The following is a 24727-nucleotide window of genomic DNA, read 5'->3' on the forward strand; positions in this document are numbered from 1 at the left end:
GTATTAATCGTGTTAAGAAAGGATGACCTGAATGGAAGATATTATGAAAGCCATTCACTTGATGGAAAATAATGACCATGATAAAGCAATCGCTCAGCTTGAAGCTTCTTTAGAGAAAGCTGATGACGAGCAAACATTTACAATCGCAGAAATCTATGTGCAATGGGGTTATGTAAAGGAAGCCATTGCTGTTTTGGAATCGCTCAAGCAAGCATATCCAAATGAATCTGAGTTGAACGTCATGTTGGCAGAACTGTATATTGAAGAGGATGATGATGAACGAGCGATCGAACTCCTTAATGTTATTGACGAGAAAGATGAATTTTACATTCAAGCACTCGTTCAATTAGCAGATTTATATCAGTCACAAGGTTTATTTGAAGTAGCAGAGCAGAAATTGCTCACAGCTAAACAAATTGAGCCGAATGAAGTTGTAATTGATTTAGCTTTAGGAGAATTGTATTTTTCTATTGGTGAATATTTAAAAGCAATCACATATTATGAACATGTCTTATCAGAGACAACGTCGCTTGCAGATGTATCGATACCTTTAAGACTAGCTGAAGCGCATGCAGCTTCGGGGGCTTACGAACAAGCGTTAACCTATTATCAGCAAGCGAATCCTGAGCATCCTGATGCGCTATTCAAATATGGCCTTTCTGCTCATCAAGTCGATCGAAACGACATTGCGATCAAAGTGTGGGAACATGTTCTTGAGATAGATAAATATTATTATACAGCTTACTACTATCTCGCTGAAGCGTATGATGCTGAGGAAATGACGAATGACGCTTTATTGACTGCAGAAAAAGGCTTGGCTGTCGATGAATATAACGCACATCTTTATTTATTAGCTGGTCAAATGGCTCATAAGCTTAATCAGGATCAAGAGAGCGAAAAGTATGTTAGACAAGCTGTTGCCCTCGATCCGGATTTTAAAGAAGCAGTTTTATTTTTAATTGAACTATTGAAAGCGAATGACCAGCATGATGCCATTATTGAGTTATTACAAAGCATCAAGCGTACTGAAACGGTGGATGCGCTTTATGACTGGGAGCTTGCGCGTGCATATAATGAAATTGACAGATATAAAGATGCATTAAAGCATTATGAGGCTGCATATAATACCCTTAACAAAGATAGTGACTTCTTAAAAGAGTATGCTTTTTTCCTAATGGAGGAGGGGATGGTCGATACCGCTATACGCATATTCGATGCTTATATGACGCTTCAGCCGCTCGATTCGGAAACAGAAGCTTACGTCGATCGGTTAAAGGAAGCCCAAAATTAATATCATTTCTCAAATGTATTTGAGGAGGCGATGATACGGGTGCAGACGCCAATTTCGACTCACGATAAACAGTCGTTTATAAAATGGTTTCTTAATCATTATCAGTTGAAGAAACGGGAAAGTGTATGGATCCTAAATTATTTATCCAAACACCATAACGTGTTGTCTAACGTTCATTTTGTACGTAACATTAAATTTTGTCCTAGAGGTATCATCATGACGAGCCAATGCTCCCAAGAAGTTCCTTTTCGTTTTTATAAAAAGCAAATTGTTACAACAAATGCTGAGAAATCATTCCACGATATTCGGTTGAATCAAGAAGAACCGTTGTACATACAATTGAACTTTAATAACAGTCATCAAAGCACATATTATGCTGCGGTTCTAGAAGAGAACCCGTTTATCCCGGATGCACATTTTATTACGAAAAAAGATGAAGTGAATGCTAGACAATTGCTAGATTATACACTATATCAATACAAAAAAAAGAAAATTCAAACAGAAATCGACAAGGCGTTAGAAAATAGAAATGAAGCCTGCTTTATGAAGCTTGCTAAACAATTGAAGCATCTTGAAGATCGATATGGAAATCAACCTGATTCATTTTAGGTTGATTTTTTTATTTGACTCAACCACGATTTTAAGGGATATTGAGTACGACTTTATATATACATAAGAAAGGTAGGTATCGTCATTATGAAATGGACGAAAACAGATTTAGCGCAATTTTTACAAGCTCAAGAGTATGTAGATACAATTTTGATCCCTTTAATACCGTTTCAGTTTTCACAAGAGAAGGATATGGAAAAAGAAGCGTCACAGTCTGAGTGGGTATCCTTATTTGCAATGGGCATAGAAAAAGAACTTGCCGGTCGGGTCATGCTCGTACCGAGTTATCATTATTTAAAATCCGCTGATAAACAAATGGAGATTGAGCGCTTAAACGATTGGATGGCAAATATTCAAGCACAGCCTTTTAAACATATATTCTATTTAACAATGGATGGAGCATGGAAAAAAGAAGAAGGTGCACTTACAGGAAACTTGCTATGGTTTCCGATGATGTATGATTACAAGAATGATAGTGGAACAGGTGATTTACTTCAGGAACAAATAGACCAGGTCATTGAAGTGATTCGAACGTTTTGGGCATAGTCATGGTATAAATGGTAGAAATAGGAGTATAATTGATTGACCCTTACAGTAGATTACGCTATCATGGTTATGTCCTAGTAATCTGTATAAATGTAAAATGTCCGTGATTATAACGTATAGAGGGGGGAAAAACGTGAGTGGAGACAAACAGCAGGTGTCCCGTCGTCAGTTTTTGAACTATACGCTTACAGGGGTTGGAGGCTTTATGGCAGCTGGTATTATGGTTCCGATGCTTAGGATGGCGGTCGATCCAGTACTAAAGACAAGCGGTCACGGCGATTTTGCCAATGTGAACTTGGCTGTAGATGACATTACTAAAGATCCACAGCGTGTAGAGTGGGAGATTGAACAGGTTGATGGTTGGTACAAGTCAAATGTAAAAAAAGCAGCGTGGGTGTATAAAAATGATGAAGGCGATATTATTGCGCTTTCGCCCATCTGTAAACATTTGGGGTGTGTGGTCACATGGGAAGGTAGTGATCAACATCCAAATGAATTCTTTTGCCCATGTCATGACGGTCGATACTATAAAAGCGGCGTAAACGTAGAAGGCACACCACCGACTGCACCGCTAGACATGTATGAGAAAAAAGTTGAAAATGGCATGTTGTATCTTGGTGAAGTAAAACCACATAAGGAGGCGTAATGATATATGCTGCAAAAACTATATGACTGGATAGACGAACGCGTAGATATTACGCCTATATGGAGGGATATTGCTGATCACGAAGTACCTGAGCATGTCAATCCAGCACACCATTTTTCAGCGTTTGTGTATTGTTTTGGTGGTCTGACGTTTTTTGTCGTCGTTATACAAATCTTGTCCGGAATGTTTTTAACGATGTACTATGTGCATGACATTGAAAATGCTTGGCGATCTGTTTATTATTTGCAGATTGATGTAGCTCATGGACAAATTGTCAGAGGGATGCACCATTGGGGCGCAAGTGTTGTAATTGTAATGCTTTTCTTACATACGTTGCGTGTCTTTTTCCAAGGCGCATACAAAAAACCTCGTGAATTAAACTGGATGGTCGGTGTATTGTTATTCTTCACCATTCTTGGTTTAGGGTTCACTGGGTACTTGTTACCTTGGGATAACAAAGCTTATTTTGCTACACAAGTAGGTCTTGAAATTGCGGAACAGGTACCTTTAATTGGTCCGGAAATTAAAACGTTGCTTGCCGGTGATCCAGATATCGTTGGTGCGCAGACATTATCAAGATTCTTTGCTATTCATGTCTTCTTTTTACCTGGTGCTTTATTCGCATTAATGGCCATTCACTTTATCTTGATTCGAAGACAGGGCATATCCGGTCCACTATAATTTAAAAGGAGGTAACGCTGTGCATAAGGGAAAAGGAATGAAGTTTGTCGGAGACTCTCGTGTATCCGCTGAACGGAAATCAAATATACCTAAAGATTATTCTGAATATCCCGGAAGAACAGAAGCCTTTTGGCCAAACTTCCTTTTAAAAGAGTGGCTAGTCGGTGCTGTTTTTCTAGTCGGTTTCTTAACATTAACACTCGCACATCCAGCACCATTAGAAGGTGTTGCAGATCCTACGAGTTCGAGTTATATTCCATTGCCTGACTGGTACTTTCTGTTCTTGTATGAATTATTAAAATACCAATTTGCGAGTGGTCCGTTCGTTTTATTTGGAATTCTAGTTCTTCCTGGTATTGCTTTTGGAGCTTTGTTGCTCGCACCTTTCTTAGACAATGGTCCAGGAAGAAGACCACATCAACGACCAGTTGCAGTTACAATGATGCTTTTAGCGGTCGCATCAGTTGTGTGGTTAACCTATGAATCTGCTTCTGTTGTTAATTGGGAAGAACGTGCTGAAGCGAATAAGCCGATTCATCCTGATGAGATGACAGTTGATACGAGTCATCCTGGCTATGAATTCTATGAGGCAAACTGTATGACATGTCATGGAGGTAATCTTGAAGGAACAGGCGCTGGTCCAGCTCTCTTAGATACAGAAAAAACCGCTGAGGAGATTGCAACGATCGCCCGTGAAGGGATAGGCGGTATGGGACCAAATATGTTCCAAGGATCTGATGAAGAATTAGAAAAACTTGTTGACTTTATTGTAAGTTCCAAGCAAGATGGAGAGTAGAGTCGTTTAAACACCTTTGTCTTATTAAGACAAAGGTGTTTTCTCCATATTGATCAAGGAAGGGATAAGACCGATGCCACTTAAATACATACTTCTCAATAAGCCTTTCATAGCGATGTTATTTTTCATTAATTTATTTGGTACCATTTACGGATACATATGGTATGAGTCACAATTAGCTCAAACACCGACGATCTTTTTACCATTCGTACCAGATAGCCCAACAGCGAGTCTTTTTTTTACGATCTTTCTTTTGTTTTTTCTGCTTGGTAAAAACGTTCCTTATGTAGAAGCACTTGCTGTCATGTCTTTGGTTAAATACGGTGTATGGGCAGTTGTGATGAATCTTTTGACGTTATATGTTAATGGCACCTTGAGCTGGAGTGGCTATATGTTAATGGCATCTCATGGCGCGATGGCGATACAAGGGTTATTGTATGCGCCGTATTACAGAATTAAATGGCGTCATTTTGCAGTTGGGGCCATTTGGATTTTGCATAATGATATCATCGATTATGTATTTGAAATGATGCCCATCTATTCTTCATTAACCGAATATATGAATGAAATTGGCTACTTTACATTTTGGCTAAGCATTTTTACGATTGTCATCGTCTATGCTGCAACGATAAAGCGCCAAAACCATCGTTGGGAATAAAGTGATAAACACTTTATAACGCGCATATATTGACAGAAAGATATGTATGCGGGGTGTTTTGATATGAGAAAACCCACGAATAGGTTGAAGCATCGTTTGATGTTTCTCTTTGTGGTTGGCCTAATATGGATTATTTTTGTGAATGTCACTGGTGTGATTGTCGCTGATTCAGTGCAATCCACGGCTCAAGCGACTGATATGACGCCATTTTACTGGTTAGTCAGCATTGTTGGCGGTTCGATTATTGCGACGCTCGTTTATGTGGGATGGAAGAAATATCGTGCAGAGCATAAAAAGCAAGAAAAGGATCACAATAGTTGACGATCATTATGTTTTTGACTATAATTGACCTTAAGTAATGAATCTATTTATGGAGGCATGCAAATTGGGTATATACCTCGTATATTTTGCGCTTTTGATAATCATTCCATTATGGGCGCAAGGGAAAGTGAAAAGTACGTACAATAAATATTCAAAAATTGGGTATTCTTCACAAATGACGGGTGCGGAAGTCGCTCGTAAAATTTTAAATGACAATGGATTGTTTGATGTACAAATAGAGGAAACGAGAGGAATGCTTTCAGATCATTATGATCCGCGCAAGAAAGTGGTTCGACTATCCAGCGCGAACTACCATGGGCGCTCGATGGCAGCAGCTGCCATTGCGGCTCACGAAGTTGGACATGCGATACAAGACGCAGAAGCTTATGCGTTTCTACGATTCAGACATGCACTTGTCCCGGTAGCCAACTTAGGATCCAATATGTCGTTCTTTTTGATCATAGGTGGGTTACTACTTAATTTGTCTGGTTTGATTTTATTCGGTATTATCTTCATGGCAGCAGCTGTTTTGTTCCAGTTTGTAACACTGCCGGTTGAATTTAATGCCTCAAATCGTGCAATGACTCAGCTCGTCTCTACGGGTGTGATTTTAAATAATGAAGAGCGCTCAACTAAAAAGGTTCTCAATGCAGCTGCTTTAACATATGTTGCTGCTGCAGTTGTTGCTCTTATGGAACTATTAAGATTCGTGTTGATTTTCCTCAATAACGATTAATAAAAAACTGTCCTCTAACTGGGTATATGCCAGCTAGGGACAGTTTTTTTATGGGTGTAATGGCTTTTTGTTTTCGTCAAGGGTAAATCCTTCACCCATGACATCGTGTACGGAGCTTACGGCTACAAATGCATGTGGATCAATATCATTAATAATAGCTTTTAGGCGGACAATTTCATTTCGAGCGACGATACAGTAGAGGACGTCACGTTTTTCTCCTGTGAAACTGCCGCGACCTTCAAGAACAGTGACACCGCGATCCATTTTAATGTTAATTTTTTCAGCGATGTCATCGCTTTTAGAAGATATGATCGTTGCACCTCTTGCTGAATAAGCCCCTTCTTGGATAAAGTCTATAACGCGTGCTGCAATATAGACGGCTACTAGCGTGTACATGCCTTCAATTAAATCTAGGACAACAAAGATTGAAGTCGTAATGACGACAAAATCAAACATGAACATCGTTTTTCCCATGCTCCATCCAGCATACTTATGTACAATTCGAGCGATGATATCTACACCGCCGGTCGTGCCGCCATATTTAAAGATAATACCTAAACCACTACCTATAAAGATACCTGCAAACAGAGCGGCTAACGTCATGTCTGATTGTAAATAAGTTGGGAAATGGTGAACCTGAAATATACCGAGAAAAAGTGAAACGGCAAACGTGCCGATGATTGTGTAAAGAAAGGTTGTCCGTCCTAAAAACTTCCAACCAACAAAAAATACTGGAATATTAAGGACAATATTCATAACTGCAGGGTCCCAGTCCCATAAAAAATAAAATAAAAGCGTAATACCTGTAAATCCACCTTCACTTAAATTGTTTTGCATATTAAAATGAACAATTCCAAAGGAGAATATAGCTGATCCAAGTAAAATAAATAAGGTGTTTTTAATTTTTAAGCCAAAAAACATCGTCATTCCTCCCATCTGTAAAACCAAATTTCCTTTAAGCGCACGCTATCCATTATATCCAAAAACTGTTAGGCGTACAATGGAAGCAAATAAAACATTTGTCAAATAGGCAACTTTTAGCTAACATTAACATAAAGAAAAATGCTGAAGGAGTTTTTAATCATTAACATCAATTACCGTACAAAAGAGATACAAGCACGTGTTGATCGGTATATTTCCCAATTTGAAGAAGGTTATTTTTCACCGTTAGCCATGATGGCGCGCTTAACAGAGGAAACCGGTGAACTTGCTCGGGAAATTAATCATTTTTATGGGGAGAAGCCGAAGAAAAGCACAGAGGATATAAGAACCATTGAAGAAGAGCTAGGTGATTTATTATTTGTCATCACAACATTTGCCAACTCACTTGATATCGACCTTTCTGAAGCCTTCGAACAATCGATGCATAAATTTGAAACGCGGGACAAAGATCGTTGGACCAAAAAAAATTAAAATCCTTATTATAGGAGGTACAACTTTATGACAATCCGCCTGATTTTAGCTGGCCCTCGTGGTAAAATGGGATCCGAAACAATAAATCTCATTCATAATAGGTCAGATTTACAGCTAGTTGCATGTATTGACAAAGCTTCTCAAGATCGTTCGACTGGTGTAGACCTGGATGAAGTTGTGATCTATGAAGATGCTGAGAAGTGCTTTCAACAATGTGAAGCAGATGTGTTTATTGACTTTACTGTTGCGGATGCTTGCTTTAAACATAGTAAACTGGCACTTAAAGCTCATGTACATCCTGTCATTGGCACGTCTGGCCTTTCAAACGAACAAATGATGCACTTAAGTCAAATTGCAGAAACTCACCGTACAGGCGGTATCATCGTCCCTAACTTCTCTATTGGAGCTTTATTAATGATGCATTTTGCCAAACAAGCTGCAACATTTTTTTCATCAGCAGAAATCATTGAAAAGCATCACGATCAAAAATTAGATGCGCCATCTGGAACAGCGCTAAGAACAGCTGAAATGATGAGGCAAACTGTGTCACAATCTGATGAAGAACAGAAGCGATTTAAGGGAGATAGAAGCGCGTCAACTGCTTCTGACATACCCATCCATAGTGTGCGACTTCCAGGCCTGTTAGCACACCATGAAGTCGTTTTTGGAGGCTTAGGTGAAGCACTGACGATTAAACATGATTCGTTTAACCGTCAGTCATATATGAATGGAATATTATGGGCGATTCACTATGTTGTAACGATTGACCATCTTGCATACGGCCTTGACGATATTCTAAAATAGCTAAAAAAACAGCATGACGATAACACAATACATATGGGGTGAATATTATGAACATCGCTTTAATTGCTCACGATAATAAGAAAGAAGAAATGATTCGTTTTAGTTTAGCTTATAAACATGTCCTAAAGGACCATAAGCTATATGCCACAGGAACAACAGGAAAGCTCATTCAAGAGGCAACGGCTATGCAAGTTACACGATTTCAATCAGGTCCACAGGGCGGCGATCAGCAAATAGGCGCAATGATTGCCGAAAACGCAATGGATATTGTGATTTTTTTCCGTGACCCATTAACAGCCCAGCCTCATGAACCCGACGTTAGCGCTCTCATGCGGTTATGTGATGTACATCTTATTCCATTAGCAACTAATATAGCTGCTGCAGAAATTACAATTAGAGGGCTCGAACGAGGCGATTTACAATGGCGCGAGATTGTAGCTGAGAGGAAGAACAACAATTCATGAAAATTGGTATCACATGTTACCCAACTGTAGGCGGTTCAGGGGTCGTAGCAACTGAATTAGGCATGTTGCTTGCTCAACAAGGTCATGAAATACACTTTATTACATCCAGTTTGCCTTTTCGACTGAACCAAGTTAATCCATCAATATATTATCATGAAGTAGAGCCGAGCCATTATCCCGTTTTTCAGTATCCGCCTTATGATTTAGCCCTTGCTTCAAAAATGGCAGAAGTCATCGATCGAGAAAAGCTAGATATACTCCATGTTCATTATGCAATGCCCCATGCTATTTGTGCCATTTTGGCTCGAGATATTGCTAAACATAAGGTTAAAATTGTGACGACATTACACGGGACAGATATTACGGTATTAGGCATTGACGATATTTTTAAAAATATGATTAAACACGGCATTGAACAATCAGATGCTGTTACAGCTGTATCGCAAAGTCTTGTTAAGCAAACCCAAGACACGCTAGACGTTCATAAAGACATTCATGTCATCTATAATTTTGTCAATGAAGCGGAATACTTCAAAAAACAGTTGCCACTCCTCAAAAAACAATATGGTATTCAAGAAACCGAAAAAGTGATCATTCACATTTCTAATTTTCGTAAGGTGAAACGTATTAGAGATGTGATACAGACATTTCATTTAATTAACCAACAAGTTGATGCAAAGCTGTTATTAATTGGAGATGGCCCTGAGTATTCTGAAGCGTATGAGTTAACGAAGCAGTTAGGTCTTGAAGACGATATATTACTTTTAGGGAAACAGAAAAATATTAGTGACCTTTTGTCGATTTCAGATTTGAAATTGTTAATGTCCGAAAAAGAAAGCTTTGGTCTCGTTTTGCTTGAGGCTATGGCATGTGAAGTCCCGTGCATTGGCACGAACACTGGCGGCATACCTGAAGTTATATCACAAGGTGAAACAGGGTTCGTCGTGGAAGTAGGGGATATCCATGCTGCTGCCCATTATGCGATTGAATTGCTCTCTAATGATGAACGTCTAAAGCAATTTTCTTATAACGCAGTTCAACATGCAAAAACACAATTTAACACCGAAAAAATATTACAACAATACATGCAAGTCTATAAAGATGTGTTACAGACCGAGAAAGAGTGATCACCTTGAAGCATCCATTTCAAAAAGCGATTGGTATAATTGAACAGCTTCACCAGCAGGGCCATGAGGCTTTTTTTGTTGGGGGCTGTGTAAGGGATTGGTTACTCAAACGCGCTATAGGAGATATCGATATTGCGACGTCCGCATCACCAGAAGACGTTCAACGTATCTTTTCCAAGGTTATTCCGGTTGGGATCGAGCATGGAACAGTGATTGTTAGACATGAAGGTGAATCATATGAGGTCACGACCTTTCGTGTAGATGGACAATACTCTGACCAACGCCACCCTGACTCGGTAACGTTTGTAAAGTCTATCGTTGAAGATCTTAAGCGCAGAGACTTCACGATGAACGCCCTTGCTATGGACCATCACGGACTAATAATAGATCCATTTAATGGTCAGTCTGATATCAAAACAAACCTGATTCGAACAGTAGGAGATAGTCGGAAACGGTTTAGTGAGGACGCCCTTCGGATGATTCGAGGGCTTCGATTCTCAGCACAGCTCGGGTTTACAATTGAACAAACAACTTTGGAATGTATGATTGAAATGAAACGGGAAGTGGCTCATTTAGCGGTAGAACGTATCCGGACAGAAATGGAAAAGTTCCTGTCAGGTGCGTTTATTCAAACAGGTGTTTCTTACCTAGACCAAACTGGTATTTACAAGCACTTACCTGTATTTAAAGATCATCCAGGTGTGTTCAAGCTCATGATGGACTTAAAGACACCATTACAATCGTTTGCTCAATTTATTGCATTGTGTCATTTTCAGCGCTCAGACATTCCGATGAATACATGGATACGAGAGTGGAAGGCGTCGAACAAAACAAAGCATGAAGCTATGGCATTGACACATGCCTTAACGTATTATCATATGCATGGTCTTGATCAGTGGTTCGTCTATCATCTTAATGACAAACATATTGAACACTTTATGACGCTCGTTCACATCCTAAAATTAAACGACGTTACCGTACAAGAGATACGTCAGTTGAAACAAACGTTACAAATAACATCTAAACATGATTTAGCCATAAACGGACATGACTTGCAACAGCTCTTTCCTGAATTAAAACCAGGCCCTTGGTTAAAAGAAATGCTTGCAAGTATAGAAAAAAATGTCGTTATGGGGACTCTCATGAACCATAAAAATGAGTTAAAGGAGTGGATTATATGTCATCCACCCGACATCGATTAATTCAATTATTAGTGGATACTGCCGAGAAAGATGCTTATATCTCTGGACAGCAATTATCAGATCAACTCGGAATTTCAAGAACAGCTGTGTGGAAGCATATGAAAGATTTAGAGCATGATGGCTTTGGCGTAAAAGCAGTTCCGAATAAAGGCTATCGCATTGAACAGTTTCCCAATACGTTAAGTGTCAATGCAATTCAATGGGGTCTGACAACGAAGTGGTTAGGACAATCGATCATTCATAAACAAACGACCACGTCTACACAATTCACTGCCCATGAAGCTGCTCAATCTGATGCAAAGCATGGAACAGTTGTTGTAGCGAATGAGCAAACAGCTGGAAGAGGGAGACTTAATCGTAAGTGGCAATCAACGAAAGACAAGGGTATATGGATGAGTATCATTTTACGTCCCAAGATATTGCCTCATTTAGCACCTCAATTAACATTGCTAACAGCTTGTGCAATTGCAAAAGTGCTCAGAACCGATACAAGCGTTGATGCACAAATTAAATGGCCAAATGACATTTTAATAAACGGAAAAAAAGTCGTCGGTATTTTAACCGAAATGCAAGCTGAACAGGATCAAATTCAATACGTCATTGTTGGGATCGGTATTAATGTAAACCATACTGATGAAGACTTAAATGATCCATTAACAGAACGCGCGACGTCGTTGTACCAAGAAACGGGGTTAACATGGAGTTTAGTACAAATCATTCACCGTATCCTCGATGTATTTGAAGACATGTATGAAATTTACCTCAAGCAAGGGTTTAAACCGATTAAAATCTTGTGGGAACAACACGCCTATCGGATGAACCAGCTCATCCGGGTAACGACACATCACCATTCAGAGGATGTTCAATTTTGTGGGATTGCCGATGACGGTGCTTTACTCATTGAACAAGCCGGAGATGTAAGAAAGATTTATTCGGCTGAAATCGATTGGGACGAAAAACAGGACGTTGCAGCGGCGCATGAATACGGTCCACCGACTGTTAACGAGGCTTCTGATTAACAGCAATGTTGACGTAAACGTAGAGTCTGCTATGATATAAATGCACTTAATCAATTTTTAATGATTGATTGCGTACATAGTAGGAGATTAAGGGGATTACCATGACCAAATATGCAGTAATTGATTTAGAGACAACAGGGCATTCGCCTAAATCACATGATAAAATTATTGAAATTGGACTTGTCATCATTGAAGATCATCAGATTGTTGATCAGTATTCAACTTTAATTAATCCTAATATGACGATTCCAACTTTTATTACGTCTCTAACAGGGATATCTGATGAAGATGTGGCTTCAGCTCCCTTGTTTGGTGATGTTGTTGATCATATAAAGGGCTTACTAGCAGATTGTTTTCTAGTGGCACATAATGCAGACTTCGATGTAGGCTTTCTTAATGATGCATTTTTGCTGGAAGGATTACCAAAGCTAACAAATCCGGTCATTGACACTGTTGAGCTCGCTAGAATTCTATATCCAACAGCCCCAGCATTTAAGCTCGGTCAGCTTGCTGATTATTTAAAGATTCAACATGAAGATCCACATCGTGCTTTATCTGATGCGATTGTTACTGGAAAGGTGCTCATTAAAAGTATCGCGAAAATGAATCAATTGCCATACGAAACAATTGTTCACTTAGAACGATTGTCACATCAGCTTAAATCCAATATCCAGCATTTGTTAAGTGCGCGTCGTGATGCACTTGAATTCGACTTTGTTGATCGTGATGATATTGACATCTTTAAAGGGCTTGCAATTAAAAAGACGGACGATATCATCACTCATGATGAGGAAGACATCTCTTCCTATGGTGATTTGTTGGATGACATTTATGAAGAAGAAGGTGTATTGTCGCAGAAACTTGAGCGGTATGAAAAACGACCAGGCCAACGCTTTATGTCTGAGGCTATTTTTGATGCGTTTCAGTCTCAGAAGCATGCGCTTATCGAAGCAGAAACAGGGACAGGCAAATCATTGGCTTATTTAATACCAGCAATTTATGAAGCATACCGAACGTCCTCGAGGGTTGTCATAAGTACATATACAACACAATTACAGTCACAATTATTAGAGGAAGAAGTCCCGCTTGTAAAATCGCTCTTACCGTTCCCTTTTAAGATCGCTCTTTTAAAAGGAAAGCGACATTATATTAGTTTGGAAAAGTTTTCCCAAGAACTGAATACGACCGAATATGACCATTATGGCATTACATTAACAAAAGCTATGCTTTTAATATGGCTCACCGAAACGAAAACAGGTGATATTGAGGAAGTAACCCTTCCTTCGAGTGGATACGCCTTTTATAATAAGGTATCAGCAGAAGGAGAGGGGTATCATCGATCAGATTCTATCTGGTTCAGTAAATCGTATTATCAAAAAGCGCGACAGCGTGCACAAAAGGCGAACGTTATCGTTACCAACCATGCGTTGCTATGTACAGACCTTTTAAATGATTCTAATTTTATCCCGGCTTACGATAAGGCGATTGTGGATGAGGCGCATCACCTTGAAGATACTGTATCTAGACATTACGGTTTAAAGCTTGATTATCAAGGTATCCAGTATGTTCTTAATCAAATCGGTTCAGCGAAGGACGGCGATTGGTTAGACAGGGTCATCAATGAGATTGATGTACAGCTAAGGCCATTTGCTGAGGAAAAGTGGCATGACACGTATCATGAGACAAAAAAAGAAATTGACGATTTCTTCAATCAATTGTTCCAATATGTTAAACTAAAACAGAATCGTGCAGATGTGATCAGTGATATAGGGCGTATCCAATATCGGTTTAAACATCAACAGGAAGATGGTCAAAAATGGGCAGTTATCGTTGACATGTGCGCAAGGCTCACGTTTTATTTGCGTGACTTAATACATATGTTGACTTTGCTAAAGGAACCTGTATCAAATTGTGCAAAAGCCGATCTCATTTGGGAGGAAGCCGAGGATCATATTGGCAAACTTCAAGACGTCATTGATCAAATTGAAAGCTTATTTTTATTAGAAGATGATCAAAACGTTGTGAAATGGCTTGAAATAGATAGGTCCGGGTCAAAAAATACAGTAAGCATATTTAGCGAGCCGTTGGAGGTATCTGATATACTCCACGAGTCATTTTTTATGAAAAAGAACAGCATTATATTAACGAGTGCTACACTCACAATGAATCAGTCATTTTCATATATGATGAATAGACTAGGTGTACCGAGTGATGCTAAAACGGCACATATTAAATCGCCCTTTAATTATGAGGATCAAGTTAAGCTTATGGTTCCGAAAGATTTTCCTGATATAAAGCATGGCAATGTTGATGAATTTATATATGCAACTTGTGAGGCTATTGTATCGTTAGCAGAAGTGACCAACGGAAGAATGCTTGTCTTGTTTACATCATACGATATGCTACGAAGATCATATGATTTGTTAAAAGAAACGCTTGATTCGGGACAATTTGTTTTATTTGCTCAAGGTATTACAAGTGGTAGTCGAAGTCGCTTGAAAAAGAATTTCCAGACATTTGATCAAGCCATTTTGTTAGGGACAAGCTCTTTTTGGGAGGGTGTTGATATTCCAGGGGAGGATTTATCCAGCCTTGTAATTGTACGCCTTCCGTTTCAGCCTCCTGGTCAACCGGCTTTTGAGGCAAGGGGGCATATATTAAAAGAACAAGGCAAAAACGCCTTTATGGAGTTAGCATTACCACAAGCGGTTATTCGATTCAAGCAAGGTTTTGGCCGTTTAATTCGCTCAACACAAGATCGTGGTATCGTATTCGTATGTGATGCACGTATTGTTAAATCACGTTATGGACGCTTTTTTACAAAGTCGATTCCAGACGTACCCGTGATTCATGATTCAACATCTAATTTAATTCAATATGCTAAAAAATGGTTTTAAAAAAGCTGGTGTAGCGACACACCAGCTCATATAAAGGTATGGGTTAATCATTTTTGTTCGTCATTTTATAACACTCGCCGACACATCATCTAAGAAGCGTCTGTACTTACATTATGCACATAGGGGTAAGAACTATGTCTGACAAAAATATGCCGCCTTGGGAGTGTGATGCAATCAACATGTGGTTAAACATTTTATATAACGGGTTTTTGATGGGCAAAGAAAGGATTGAGCAACATGTCATCTAAAAAGCACGTGTTGTTTTACTGGCTCAAATGGATTGGAATTTCTGGTGTTATACTCGCAATAGGCCTAATCATTTATGGTATGGTTACCATTCATCAAATACAGGCAGAAAGAGACGCAGGTTTTGCAAAAACAGAAGAGACTGTAATCGAAAAGACAGACATTGTCTCTGTTGAGCATATCGACGTTTTTCACGAAGCGATAAGTTATCATATTGTATTTGGAACGACTGAGCGTGGCAATGATAAAGTTGTTTTTGTACCAATAAACGATTCAGATGCAGATATGATGACGTTTAACCGAACAGATATGATGACAGAACAAGACATTGAAAAAGAATGGAATGAGACGTGTCAGAGCTGTGAGTTATTGGATATACAAGCTGCTATGATAGAGTCCAATCCATTATGGGAGCTCACCTACAAAGATGAGCATGACCGTCATGTACTTGATTATGTATCAATGCAGGATGGGCAGCGATATGAGCAATTACGATTCAAGCGGAATTTTAAATAAGGGGGATCATAAATGAACTTGGCTGAACGCATACAATCATTGTCACCATCACCAACTTTGGCCATATCAGCAAAGGCACAAGAACTTAAAAAGGCTGGGCATGATGTAATTGGTCTTGGTGTTGGTGAACCTGATTTTAATACACCTGAATTTATTATTGCAGCGGCCCAGAATGCCATGCAAAACGGGCACACGAAATATACACCGGCTGGTGGAATTGTTGAGTTAAAGCAGGCGATCGTCAACAAATTAAAGCGAGACAATGAACTGACGTATGCCACAGATGAAATTATCGTGACATCAGGTGCGAAATATGCGCTATACAACTTGTTTCAAGTCTTGTTAGATGAGGATGATGAGGTGATCGTTCCAGCTCCGTATTGGGTGAGTTATCCTGAGCAAGTTAAATTAGCAGGGGGAAAGCCTGTTATCGTGAATGCCCAAGAACAAAATGATTTTAAACTTACACCTGAACAACTGGAACAGGCGATTACATCAAAAACAAAAGCTGTCATCATTAATTCACCTAGTAATCCGACAGGCATGATGTATGATGCAGAGGAACTGCGCACATTAGGCGATATTTGTGTTAAACATGATGTATTAATTGTCTCTGACGAAATTTATGAGGAACTTATTTATACCGATGACAAGCATGTGTCAATTGCTCAATTGTCGCAAGCACTTAAAGAACAAACCGTTATTATTAACGGTGTTTCCAAATCGCATGCCATGACAGGGTGGCGTATTGGGTTTGCTGCGGGGAACAAAAACATCATTAAAGCGATGACAAGTATGGCGTCTCATGCAACCTCTAACCCAGCATCCATATCCCAGTATGCAGCTCTTGCCGCATATGAGGGACCAAAATCAGATATTATTAATATGCGTGCACATTTTTCAGAGCGTTTGGATCGGCTTTATAATATGATCATTGATATTCCTGGTGTCACGTGTCGTAAGCCAAAAGGGGCGTTCTATTTATTTCCTAACGTTGAAAAGACTGTGCATTTAAACGGTTTTACAACTGTCGACGAATGGGTTGCAGCACTTCTTGAAGAAGAACGTGTTGCACTTGTACCTGGCTCCGGATTTGGAGCTCCAAACAATGTGCGTTTATCATATGCAACATCTTTAGATACGTTGGAAGAAGCAGCAAAACGCATCAAACGCTTTGTTTTAAATCACAAAATAAAATAGCAACTGGAGGTCTTTAGAATGAAAACAACAATATCTAATGTAAAAGCATATGAAGGAAAAGAAGTAACAATTGGCGTTTGGCTAGCCAATAAACGTTCAAGCGGCAAGATTGCCTTTCTTCAATTAAGAGATGGTACAGGCTTTATGCAAGCTGTCGTTGCCAAAAATGATGTTACTGAAGAAGTGTTTAACGTCGCTAAAAATATGACACAAGAGTCATCTTTTTACATAACTGGCACGATCGTTGAAGATAAACGGTCACCATTGGGCTATGAAATGCATGCAACGAACATTGAAATGATTCATGAAGCACATGACTATCCAATCACACCGAAAGAACATGGTACAGAGTTTTTAATGGATCATCGCCATTTATGGCTAAGATCTAAAAAACAGCATGCTATTATGAAAGTCCGTAACGAAATTATTCGTTCAACGTTCCAATTTTTTAATGATAATGGATATGTCAAGATTGATCCGCCAATTTTAACAGGTTCTTCTGCGGAAGGAACGACTGAACTATTTCATACTGAATACTTCGGTGAAGAAGCTTATTTATCACAAAGTGGTCAGCTTTATATGGAGGCCGCTGCCATGGCACTCGGAAAAGTATTCTCATTTGGACCAACCTTCCGAGCAGAAAAATCAAAAACGAGACGCCATTTAATCGAGTTTTGGATGATTGAGCCGGAGATGGCTTTTGTGGATCATGATGAAAGCTTGGATATACAAGAGGCGTATATTTCATTCGTCGTTGAATCCGTATTAAAAAATTGTCAGCTTGAATTAAAAACGCTCGAGCGTGATATCGAGAAGCTAGAAAACGTGAAAGCACCTTTCCCACGTATATCATACGATGATGCTATTACGCTTTTAAAGGAAAAAGGGTTTGACGATATTGAGTGGGGAGAAGACTTTGGTGCACCTCACGAGACAGCGATAGCCGAAGAATTTGATAAACCAGTTTTTATTGTTAACTACCCAGCTCACATTAAAGCTTTTTATATGAAGCCGGTACCTGGTAGACCTGAAGTCGTTCTTTGTGCAGATTTAATTGCACCAGAAGGCTATGGTGAGATTATCGGTGGTTCACAGCGAATTGATGACTTAGAATTGATGCAACAACGCTATGAAGAACACGGATTAACTGGCGATGCCTATCAATGGTATCTTGATTTACAGAAATACGGTAATGTGCCACATTCCGGATTTGGATTAGGACTTGAGCGGACTGTCGCCTGGATTTGTGGGGTCGAACACGTTCGTGAAACAATACCATTTCCACGTCTTCTCAACCGCCTTTATCCATAAATCACTTGAGGCATTACCCTCTGCATATTTCAGTTGCAGAGGGTCTTGCTTTCACATAATTTAAAGTAACGTTCATAAACATGCTATACTTTATATGAGGTGCAATCGAATGACAAATTCATTGAATCAACAGGCCATTATGATGGATCAAATACCTATTCCAAATCAATTCTTGGCGTCTTATACCAAATTCGGTCTGGATGAAAAGGAAGCAATGGTTATATTGCAACTATATCGGTTTATGTATATGCAGGTCGCCTTTCCGACACCGAGTAATTTGGCAGCGCATGTCAGTTTGGATGAGGAAGCGTGTATCCTTATATTACGTAAGCTCGTGCAAAAAAACTTACTGGAAATAAATGAAACGAAAAATGAATATGGGCAATTAAGTGAGACATATTCCCTTAATCCGCTTTTAGAAAAAATGTACACTCAACCGAAGGAACATGATGAGAACAATGAAGGGACGCTGTTCATTTTATTTGAGCAAGAGTTTGGTAGACCGTTATCGCCCTTCGAAATAGAAACCGTGAACATATGGCTGGATGAAGATCGTATGAAGCCGGCTTTAATTAAGGCTGCGCTAAGGGAAGCGGTTTTAATGGGCAAACTTAACTTTAAGTACATTGACCGTATTTTGCGAGAATGGAAGAAGAAAGGCATACGTACGGTCGAACAGGCAAGAGAAGCAGGTAAAGCATTTCACGGCAAACAACAGAGTGACCAACAGCAAGCTCCTGCTCAAAAAAGGGATACGTCAATATACTATAATTGGCTTGAAGGGGACGATTAATGGATGTTGAATAAAAAGGAAATTCGCTTTTGCTTAGATGAGATGGAGAAAATGTTTCCACATGCGGCTTGTGAATTAAACCATGCGAACCCTTTCGAGCTCGTAATCGCTGTTTTATTGTCGGCACAATGTACGGATGTTTTAGTCAATAAGGTCACGGATGAGCTGTTTAAGAAATACAAAACGCCTGAGGATTTTTTGGCTGTATCACTTGAAGAACTTCAGCAGGATATACGATCGATTGGATTGTATCGGAACAAGGCAAAAAATATACAGAAGCTGTGTCAATCACTAATTGATCAATATAATGGCGAAGTTCCTCGTTCAAAAGATGATCTAATGGAATTAGCAGGTGTTGGACGTAAAACGGCAAATGTAGTCGCATCGGTCGCCTTTAAAGAACCTGCCATTGCGGTTGATACCCATGTCGAACGTGTATCGAAACGGTTAGGGATTTGCCGTTGGAAAGATACCGTTCTTGAAGTTGAGCAAACATTAATGAAAAAAGTACCTAAAGACGAATGGTCTGATACGCATCATAGAATGATTTTTTTTGGTCGATATCATTGTAAAGCGAGAAATCCGAATTGCACAGAGTGCCCACTGCTCGTTGTGTGTCGCGAAGGTCAGAAACGTATGAAGAAGCGTTAAGAGATGATTTAAGCATGATAATGAGAAGTTGACAGCATATGGACGTGCCTTAAAGGGACGCCTTTCTGCGGGCATTTCTTCGGCGATCTTTCGTTCCAGTCAAGCAACTAAAGATCAATCAGAAAAAAGGGGCACACTCATCAAAAACAATGAGTGTGCCCCTTTATTTCAGTTTGTTTGGTATGTTACTCTGATTGATTTCCTGCGTCTTCATTAGGTGGTTCAATGACGACTGTAGTTACCTTTTCTGGACCTCTTATATCCTCCGTGGCAATGTCTGTCCCTATTGGTGTAACGGTAATTGTGTATTCACCAGGGGCCAATTCACCTGTTATTTCAATACCTTCAGTACGAACAATTTGTGTTTTGCTATTTGGACCACTCACCTTCACTTCAAATGATGCAGGTGGGCCATTATATGTCCAACTCACATCAATCATCGAATTCGCTTCAGAAGGTAGATATTGCGCCGTTAAATCTTCAACTGCTGGTAATTCTATTTCTTCATTCCCATCGTTCTCGTCGTTTTCTTCATCTTCTTCAGGAATGTCTTCAGGTATTAAGACGGTGACCGTTTCAGGCTCACTATTAGCTGCTTCGGTATCCTCTCCAACAACAACCACTTGAATGGCGTATTCAGATCCAGGCTCTACGTTAGAGATTTCAATCGACTTTTTATCAGTAGAGGATAGCCGTTTCATATCGCCATCATCAATGGCGGCACTAATTTCAAACGAGACTTCTTCGTCTGACTCATATGCCCACGATACATCTATAAGCTGTTGTTCTTCGTTATACTCAGCTGTTAGCTCACTTACTGGATCAAGCTGATCATATTTTTCTGATGTCTTCGTCGGCTCGGTCCCTTTTACAAACAGTTCTGTGACGATCTCTGATTCTGGTGTGTACTCACTAGGAAGAGCAGGAGGGTTAGACCCTTTTTCAACTTGAACTTTTACAACAGAGCTCGGCATCGACCAATCCGGTGTATCAATATCTTTGGAAATGGTACTCATTGTCTTTTCGAACAGCTGTCGCGCAATAGTCCGATTATCTACACTTAGATCATTACCACCTGCATACCCTGTCCAAACAGACATCGTGTAATTGGTCGTGTAACCACTGAACCATATATCAGCTGCATCATTCGTTGTTCCAGTTTTACCAGCAACAGGTACCCCTGGAAGGTTAATCTTCGCCCCTGTACCGTATTTAATGACGTCTTTAAGCATATCGGTTACCATATAAGCAGTGTAATCAGACATAACCGCTTTTGGTTCAGGGTTAAATTCAAGTGTTTCACCATCTTGAAAAACGATTTTCGTTACGGCATAAGGCTCATTATAAACACCTTCATTACCAAACGCCCGATAAGCACCTGCAAGCGTCAATGGGGTAACGTCTGAACCGCCACCAATCGCGTCAGTCGTCATCATCTTGTCATCGTGGAAGGTAATGCCGAGTGATTCAGCAAAAGCTTGGGCCTTACCGTTACCGACTTCTTCTAGTAAGTGTAATGTTGGAACGTTGTATGATTGTACTAAACCTGTTCTCATCGTGACCCAACCATGGAAGCCTTGATCCCAGTTATCAACCGTTTTATTTGTTCCTTTTAATTGATATGGCTTTGTATCATCTAATTGATGATAAGTAGACAGCTTATTGTATTCAATAGCGGGCGCATAAGAAATGATCGGTTTATACGTCGATCCTGGTTGTCTCCCTGTTCCAGATATCGCATAATTCCAGCTATCATTTTCCACTCCATCAATGGCTCCACCGATCGCACGAATGGCACCCGTTTTCGTGTCAAGAACGGTCAAGCCGGCTTCGAATTTACGTTTATTGCCATCTTGGTCTTCTTTGTCCTCTGGGTAAACGATACCATGCTCGCCATCACGCGTTAATAAAAATTCGACATGCTCTTGAATAGATGGATCGAGGGTCGTATATATTTTTAGACCGTCTGTATAAATATCCGCATCATCTGCTTTTGCTTTGACTTCTTCTTTCACCTGTTGAACAAAAGCTTCGTATGGTGTTGCTTGAGGCTTCTTACCTGCCAATAGAGATGTAATATCGACTTGTCTAGCTTTATCCGCTTGTTGTTCCGTAATCTTATCGTGACGCACCATTAGATTAAGAACCGTATCCATACGTTCCTTCATTAAATCCGGGTTTTCATATGGATTGTAAGCTGTTGGCCGCTGTGGCAACCCTGCAAGGATTGCTGCTTCAGGTAAGGTTAGATCATTTAAATCTGTCTTACCGAAATAGATCTCTGCTGCTTTTGCGACGCCATAGGCATTACTTCCGTAAAAGATCTTATTTAAATACATGGCGAGAATCTCTTCTTTATCATATTCTCTCTCAAGCTTTAAAGCCATCCATTGTTCTTGAACCTTTAATTTGATTTTTTTCTCACGGGATAAAAAGGAGTTTTCTACAACCTGTTGTGTAATCGTACTGGCACCCTCAGAGCCAAAACCGTTTTTTATATTACCGATAATCGCGCCACCAATCCGTCTTAAATCAATGCCAGAATGCTCAAAAAAACGAACGTCCTCAGTTGCTGTTACCGCATCGATGAGGATAGGAGGGAGGTCATCAAACTCAATTTTTGTACGTTGGTCAGTGCCAAGGTCACCAATAAGATCTCCATTAATATCATAAAATTTAGAAGAGAACGGGTCCTGTAGTTTTTCTGGGTCAATATCTGGTGCTGTTGCTGCATAATAGGTAAATAAACCGCCTACACTGATAAATCCGACAAGACCAATTATGAGTCCTATCAAAAGGATTTTTTTCCAATTTATTTTTTTACCTGATTTTTTTTGTTTTCTACGTGCCGTCCGGGATTTATTGTTTTCCGTCATGGCTTATTCCTCCGATCTAAAATAAAGCCTATCGACTATTTTTAAATAATCAACTCGCGCCTGGTAGTGAAACGGAATGTGAAAGCCCTCCTGTTCAATGTAAGTTAAAGGAATGGACTTTCTGCCGCCTTTGTTTTGGCCGTACCAGTAACTCAAAAGCTTTTCTGCATCTAGTAAATAAGTGAGGTCCAACATTGTGAACCGAATAATCATAAATGCAATCCCCCCATGTGCAATAATCGCTTTCATATGCTCTGCTTGATGCTCATGAATGTTGGCAAGAGGGAATCGGGTTGTGCTTTTAGTCTCCTTTGCTTCGAAGTCAATATATCGGCCTCGATATATGCCATTATAGTCTGTTGTTGATGCTTGTTTAAAGTAGCCTTCTGTAATAACAGCTGCACTTCGCTTTGGATAGTGAACCTTTACGATTTGAACGGGTGTTGGTTTTTTATGCACGACTGCTTTATTTGTCGATATATAATATGTATTGGTTACATTTATATCGTCCTCAAGCGTCATACCGCGTTTACCAAACCCTTCCTTTTGCTTCGGTTGATGGAACGATTGTCCTTGTTTTTTACGCCCATTGGGATAATTCATTTATGGCACCCCCATTACTCACAGTATCATACCAGAAACAACCATGTCATGATAACCCTTGAGCATATTTTATGTGTCGAAAGCCATATTAACAAATAAAAATAGGAAGTTGAGTGGTTATCATGTATATCCATATGGGAGTGGATGATTACATTCATTATATAATAAAACAGACGCGTTCGCACAATATCGATAACATTTCTCGAACGAAAGCGTATCAAAGCTTTTATTTTTCGCAACCAGACATTAAATGGGCTTTGTTAGCCTCAGTCGTTTCTCGAAACGCAGGTTGGAATATGACAGATCTTCTATTGCCGCCTTATATGAATATGCTAAGCGACAAAGAAATCAGGTGGCTATTCATGACGTATGAGCGTGCCAATTGGCTTATCTTTTCGGATGCATATCCGCAATTACTCGTATACAAATGGTCGCAGCACATCAATAAACCGATGTTTAATGTCTTGCATGCGTTTCATGTATCTTCATTCATCATAAAGGAATGGGAACATTTTTGGCACTACAGAGATTTGAACCGTTTAATGACAGCTCAAATTATTAATGAGCAAAATGTGATAGAAGGGCCTGTTATCGCGCAATCATTTTTTAAAGAAAAGGTATTTCATGACATCCCGTATGTATTACAAAATCTTCTTGGGATGAATGCGGTTATATTACCTACACGGTCAACTACTATGTACGAATATCCTGTAAAGGCATTTACACATGTGACAAAGCGGATTCAACTTGGTAAAAAACTTGCTTTAGCGCTGTTTGATACGAGTGTTTATCCAGATGTTATTGATTTCGTTCGACATATTGAGCATACCGGTTCAAGACGGGATTATGAGCGTTATGTCGATGTGCCATTTCCATATGCACCGCCATTAAGATGCGCATACCCAATCATTCAGCATAATGATCATGTACGCCGTGACTGGTATTCCGAAAGAGACGTAAAACCTAAATGGAGAAAGCCCATTAATGTAGATGATGCAAGAGATTTCAGCTCAACATTTTATCAAAAGAGACATCTGTTATTTATATATAACCATATGAAGCATCTATTAAAAGCAAATAACCCAGACCAATGATGTCTGGGTTATTTGAAATATTAAGTCGCAGGACGATTAGGGCCTGCCAATTTTTTGTCCCGTTGTTTTATGTCACCTTGTTGCTTGCGCTTTTTAATCTTTTGTTTTTCATAATGTTTCTCGTTTTCCTTCATACTGATCCTCCTCGTATTGTATATTTAGGTATTGATTTGAAGCCTGTTTATTCTAAGCCCTTAAGCATGTAAAGGATTAAAAGCTATTCCTAG

At 39.5% G+C, this 24727-nt stretch carries 25 protein-coding genes; 22 read left to right on the forward strand and 3 right to left on the reverse strand.

The genetic code is table 11. From position 1 onward, the window contains the following. Window positions 1-31 precede the first annotated feature (31 nt). The 9 genes from HPC67_RS00290 (at window position 32) to HPC67_RS00330 (ending at window position 6284) form a co-directional block, all read left to right on the forward strand. Window positions 32-1291, forward strand: coding sequence for a tetratricopeptide repeat protein (locus HPC67_RS00290; protein WP_217585441.1), 1260 nt, complete (start codon window positions 32-34; stop codon window positions 1289-1291). 39 nt (window positions 1292-1330) lie between these two features. Beyond that, the gene (locus HPC67_RS00295; protein WP_217585442.1) at window positions 1331-1900 is read left to right on the forward strand and encodes a ReoY family proteolytic degradation factor; all 570 of its coding nucleotides are present in this window, start codon (window positions 1331-1333) and stop codon (window positions 1898-1900) included. 87 nt (window positions 1901-1987) lie between these two features. Further along, entirely contained in the window at window positions 1988-2446 is a 459-nt protein-coding gene (locus HPC67_RS00300) for a DUF2487 family protein (protein WP_217585443.1), read from the forward strand. A 133-nt stretch (window positions 2447-2579) separates the two neighbouring features. Continuing rightward, the gene (locus HPC67_RS00305) at window positions 2580-3092 is read left to right on the forward strand and encodes a QcrA and Rieske domain-containing protein (RefSeq protein ID WP_217585444.1); all 513 of its coding nucleotides are present in this window, start codon (window positions 2580-2582) and stop codon (window positions 3090-3092) included. Between the two features lie 6 nt (window positions 3093-3098). Then, entirely contained in the window at window positions 3099-3773 is a 675-nt protein-coding gene (gene qcrB / locus HPC67_RS00310; protein WP_217585445.1) for a menaquinol-cytochrome c reductase cytochrome b subunit, read from the forward strand. 19 nt (window positions 3774-3792) lie between these two features. Beyond that, the gene (locus tag HPC67_RS00315) at window positions 3793-4569 is read left to right on the forward strand and encodes a c-type cytochrome (protein WP_217585446.1); all 777 of its coding nucleotides are present in this window, start codon (window positions 3793-3795) and stop codon (window positions 4567-4569) included. Window positions 4570-4642: 73 nt separating this feature from the next. Then, window positions 4643-5227, forward strand: coding sequence for a lipoprotein heptaprenylglyceryl N-acetyltransferase LhaT (lhaT, locus tag HPC67_RS00320; protein WP_217585447.1), 585 nt, complete (start codon window positions 4643-4645; stop codon window positions 5225-5227). A gap of 63 nt (window positions 5228-5290) precedes the next feature. Beyond that, window positions 5291-5548: a sporulation protein YpjB gene (locus HPC67_RS00325; protein ID WP_217585448.1), complete on the forward strand. Its 258-nt coding sequence runs from the start codon at window positions 5291-5293 to the stop codon at window positions 5546-5548. Between the two features lie 49 nt (window positions 5549-5597). Continuing rightward, window positions 5598-6284, forward strand: a complete 687-nt coding sequence (locus HPC67_RS00330; protein ID WP_217585449.1) for a zinc metallopeptidase — start codon at window positions 5598-5600, stop codon at window positions 6282-6284. Between the two features lie 48 nt (window positions 6285-6332). On the opposite strand, the gene HPC67_RS00335 is transcribed toward HPC67_RS00330, so the two are convergent. Continuing rightward, complete coding sequence (locus HPC67_RS00335) at window positions 6333-7205, reverse strand: YitT family protein (protein WP_217585450.1); 873 nt, start codon at window positions 7203-7205, stop codon at window positions 6333-6335. Between the two features lie 141 nt (window positions 7206-7346). Between HPC67_RS00335 and HPC67_RS00340 the strand changes: the two genes are divergently transcribed. The 12 genes from HPC67_RS00340 to nth all read left to right on the forward strand — a co-directional run bounded on the left by HPC67_RS00340 (window position 7347) and on the right by nth (window position 19927). Beyond that, entirely contained in the window at window positions 7347-7697 is a 351-nt protein-coding gene (locus HPC67_RS00340; RefSeq protein WP_217585451.1) for a nucleotide pyrophosphohydrolase, read from the forward strand. Window positions 7698-7724: 27 nt separating this feature from the next. After that, the gene (gene dapB, locus HPC67_RS00345; protein WP_217585452.1) at window positions 7725-8501 is read left to right on the forward strand and encodes a 4-hydroxy-tetrahydrodipicolinate reductase; all 777 of its coding nucleotides are present in this window, start codon (window positions 7725-7727) and stop codon (window positions 8499-8501) included. A gap of 47 nt (window positions 8502-8548) precedes the next feature. After that, complete coding sequence (locus HPC67_RS00350; RefSeq protein ID WP_217585453.1) at window positions 8549-8965, forward strand: methylglyoxal synthase; 417 nt, start codon at window positions 8549-8551, stop codon at window positions 8963-8965. Then, entirely contained in the window at window positions 8962-10092 is a 1131-nt protein-coding gene (bshA, locus tag HPC67_RS00355) for an N-acetyl-alpha-D-glucosaminyl L-malate synthase BshA (protein ID WP_217585454.1), read from the forward strand. The genes HPC67_RS00350 and bshA overlap by 4 nt, the downstream gene beginning before the upstream one ends. Continuing rightward, entirely contained in the window at window positions 10089-11294 is a 1206-nt protein-coding gene (locus HPC67_RS00360; protein WP_425514287.1) for a CCA tRNA nucleotidyltransferase, read from the forward strand. The genes bshA and HPC67_RS00360 overlap by 4 nt, the downstream gene beginning before the upstream one ends. Then, complete coding sequence (locus HPC67_RS00365; protein WP_217585456.1) at window positions 11270-12313, forward strand: biotin--[acetyl-CoA-carboxylase] ligase; 1044 nt, start codon at window positions 11270-11272, stop codon at window positions 12311-12313. The genes HPC67_RS00360 and HPC67_RS00365 overlap by 25 nt, the downstream gene beginning before the upstream one ends. Window positions 12314-12414: 101 nt before the next feature. Next, complete coding sequence (gene dinG, locus HPC67_RS00370) at window positions 12415-15210, forward strand: ATP-dependent DNA helicase DinG (protein ID WP_217585457.1); 2796 nt, start codon at window positions 12415-12417, stop codon at window positions 15208-15210. Window positions 15211-15447: 237 nt separating this feature from the next. Next, a complete protein-coding gene (locus tag HPC67_RS00375) occupies window positions 15448-15972 on the forward strand; it encodes a cell wall elongation regulator TseB-like domain-containing protein (protein ID WP_217585458.1) in 525 nt (174 codons plus the stop codon). A gap of 12 nt (window positions 15973-15984) precedes the next feature. Further along, the gene (locus tag HPC67_RS00380) at window positions 15985-17172 is read left to right on the forward strand and encodes a pyridoxal phosphate-dependent aminotransferase (RefSeq protein WP_217585459.1); all 1188 of its coding nucleotides are present in this window, start codon (window positions 15985-15987) and stop codon (window positions 17170-17172) included. Window positions 17173-17190: 18 nt separating this feature from the next. Then, on the forward strand, window positions 17191-18483 hold the full coding sequence (gene asnS / locus HPC67_RS00385) for an asparagine--tRNA ligase (protein WP_217585460.1): 1293 nt from the start codon (window positions 17191-17193) through the stop codon (window positions 18481-18483). Window positions 18484-18592: 109 nt separating this feature from the next. Further along, a complete protein-coding gene (locus HPC67_RS00390) occupies window positions 18593-19276 on the forward strand; it encodes a DnaD domain-containing protein (protein ID WP_217585461.1) in 684 nt (227 codons plus the stop codon). A 3-nt stretch (window positions 19277-19279) separates the two neighbouring features. Continuing rightward, window positions 19280-19927 carry an endonuclease III gene (nth, locus tag HPC67_RS00395; protein ID WP_217585462.1) on the forward strand — a complete coding sequence of 216 codons (648 nt, stop codon included), beginning with the start codon at window positions 19280-19282 and terminating at the stop codon, window positions 19925-19927. Window positions 19928-20112: 185 nt separating this feature from the next. Here the strand turns inward: nth and HPC67_RS00400 are convergent, their stop codons facing one another. Further along, a complete protein-coding gene (locus HPC67_RS00400; RefSeq protein WP_217585463.1) occupies window positions 20113-22803 on the reverse strand; it encodes a transglycosylase domain-containing protein in 2691 nt (896 codons plus the stop codon). A gap of 3 nt (window positions 22804-22806) precedes the next feature. Beyond that, on the reverse strand, window positions 22807-23406 hold the full coding sequence (recU, locus tag HPC67_RS00405) for a Holliday junction resolvase RecU (protein WP_217585464.1): 600 nt from the start codon (window positions 23404-23406) through the stop codon (window positions 22807-22809). 122 nt (window positions 23407-23528) lie between these two features. On the opposite strand from recU, the gene HPC67_RS00410 reads away from it, so the two are divergent. Then, window positions 23529-24500, forward strand: coding sequence for a DUF2515 family protein (locus tag HPC67_RS00410; protein ID WP_217585465.1), 972 nt, complete (start codon window positions 23529-23531; stop codon window positions 24498-24500). The last annotated feature ends 227 nt before the right edge of the window (window positions 24501-24727 follow it).

The organism is Lentibacillus saliphilus (assembly GCF_019093865.1).
GTDB classification, from domain to species: Bacteria; Bacillota; Bacilli; order Bacillales; family Amphibacillaceae; genus Lentibacillus_B; species Lentibacillus_B saliphilus.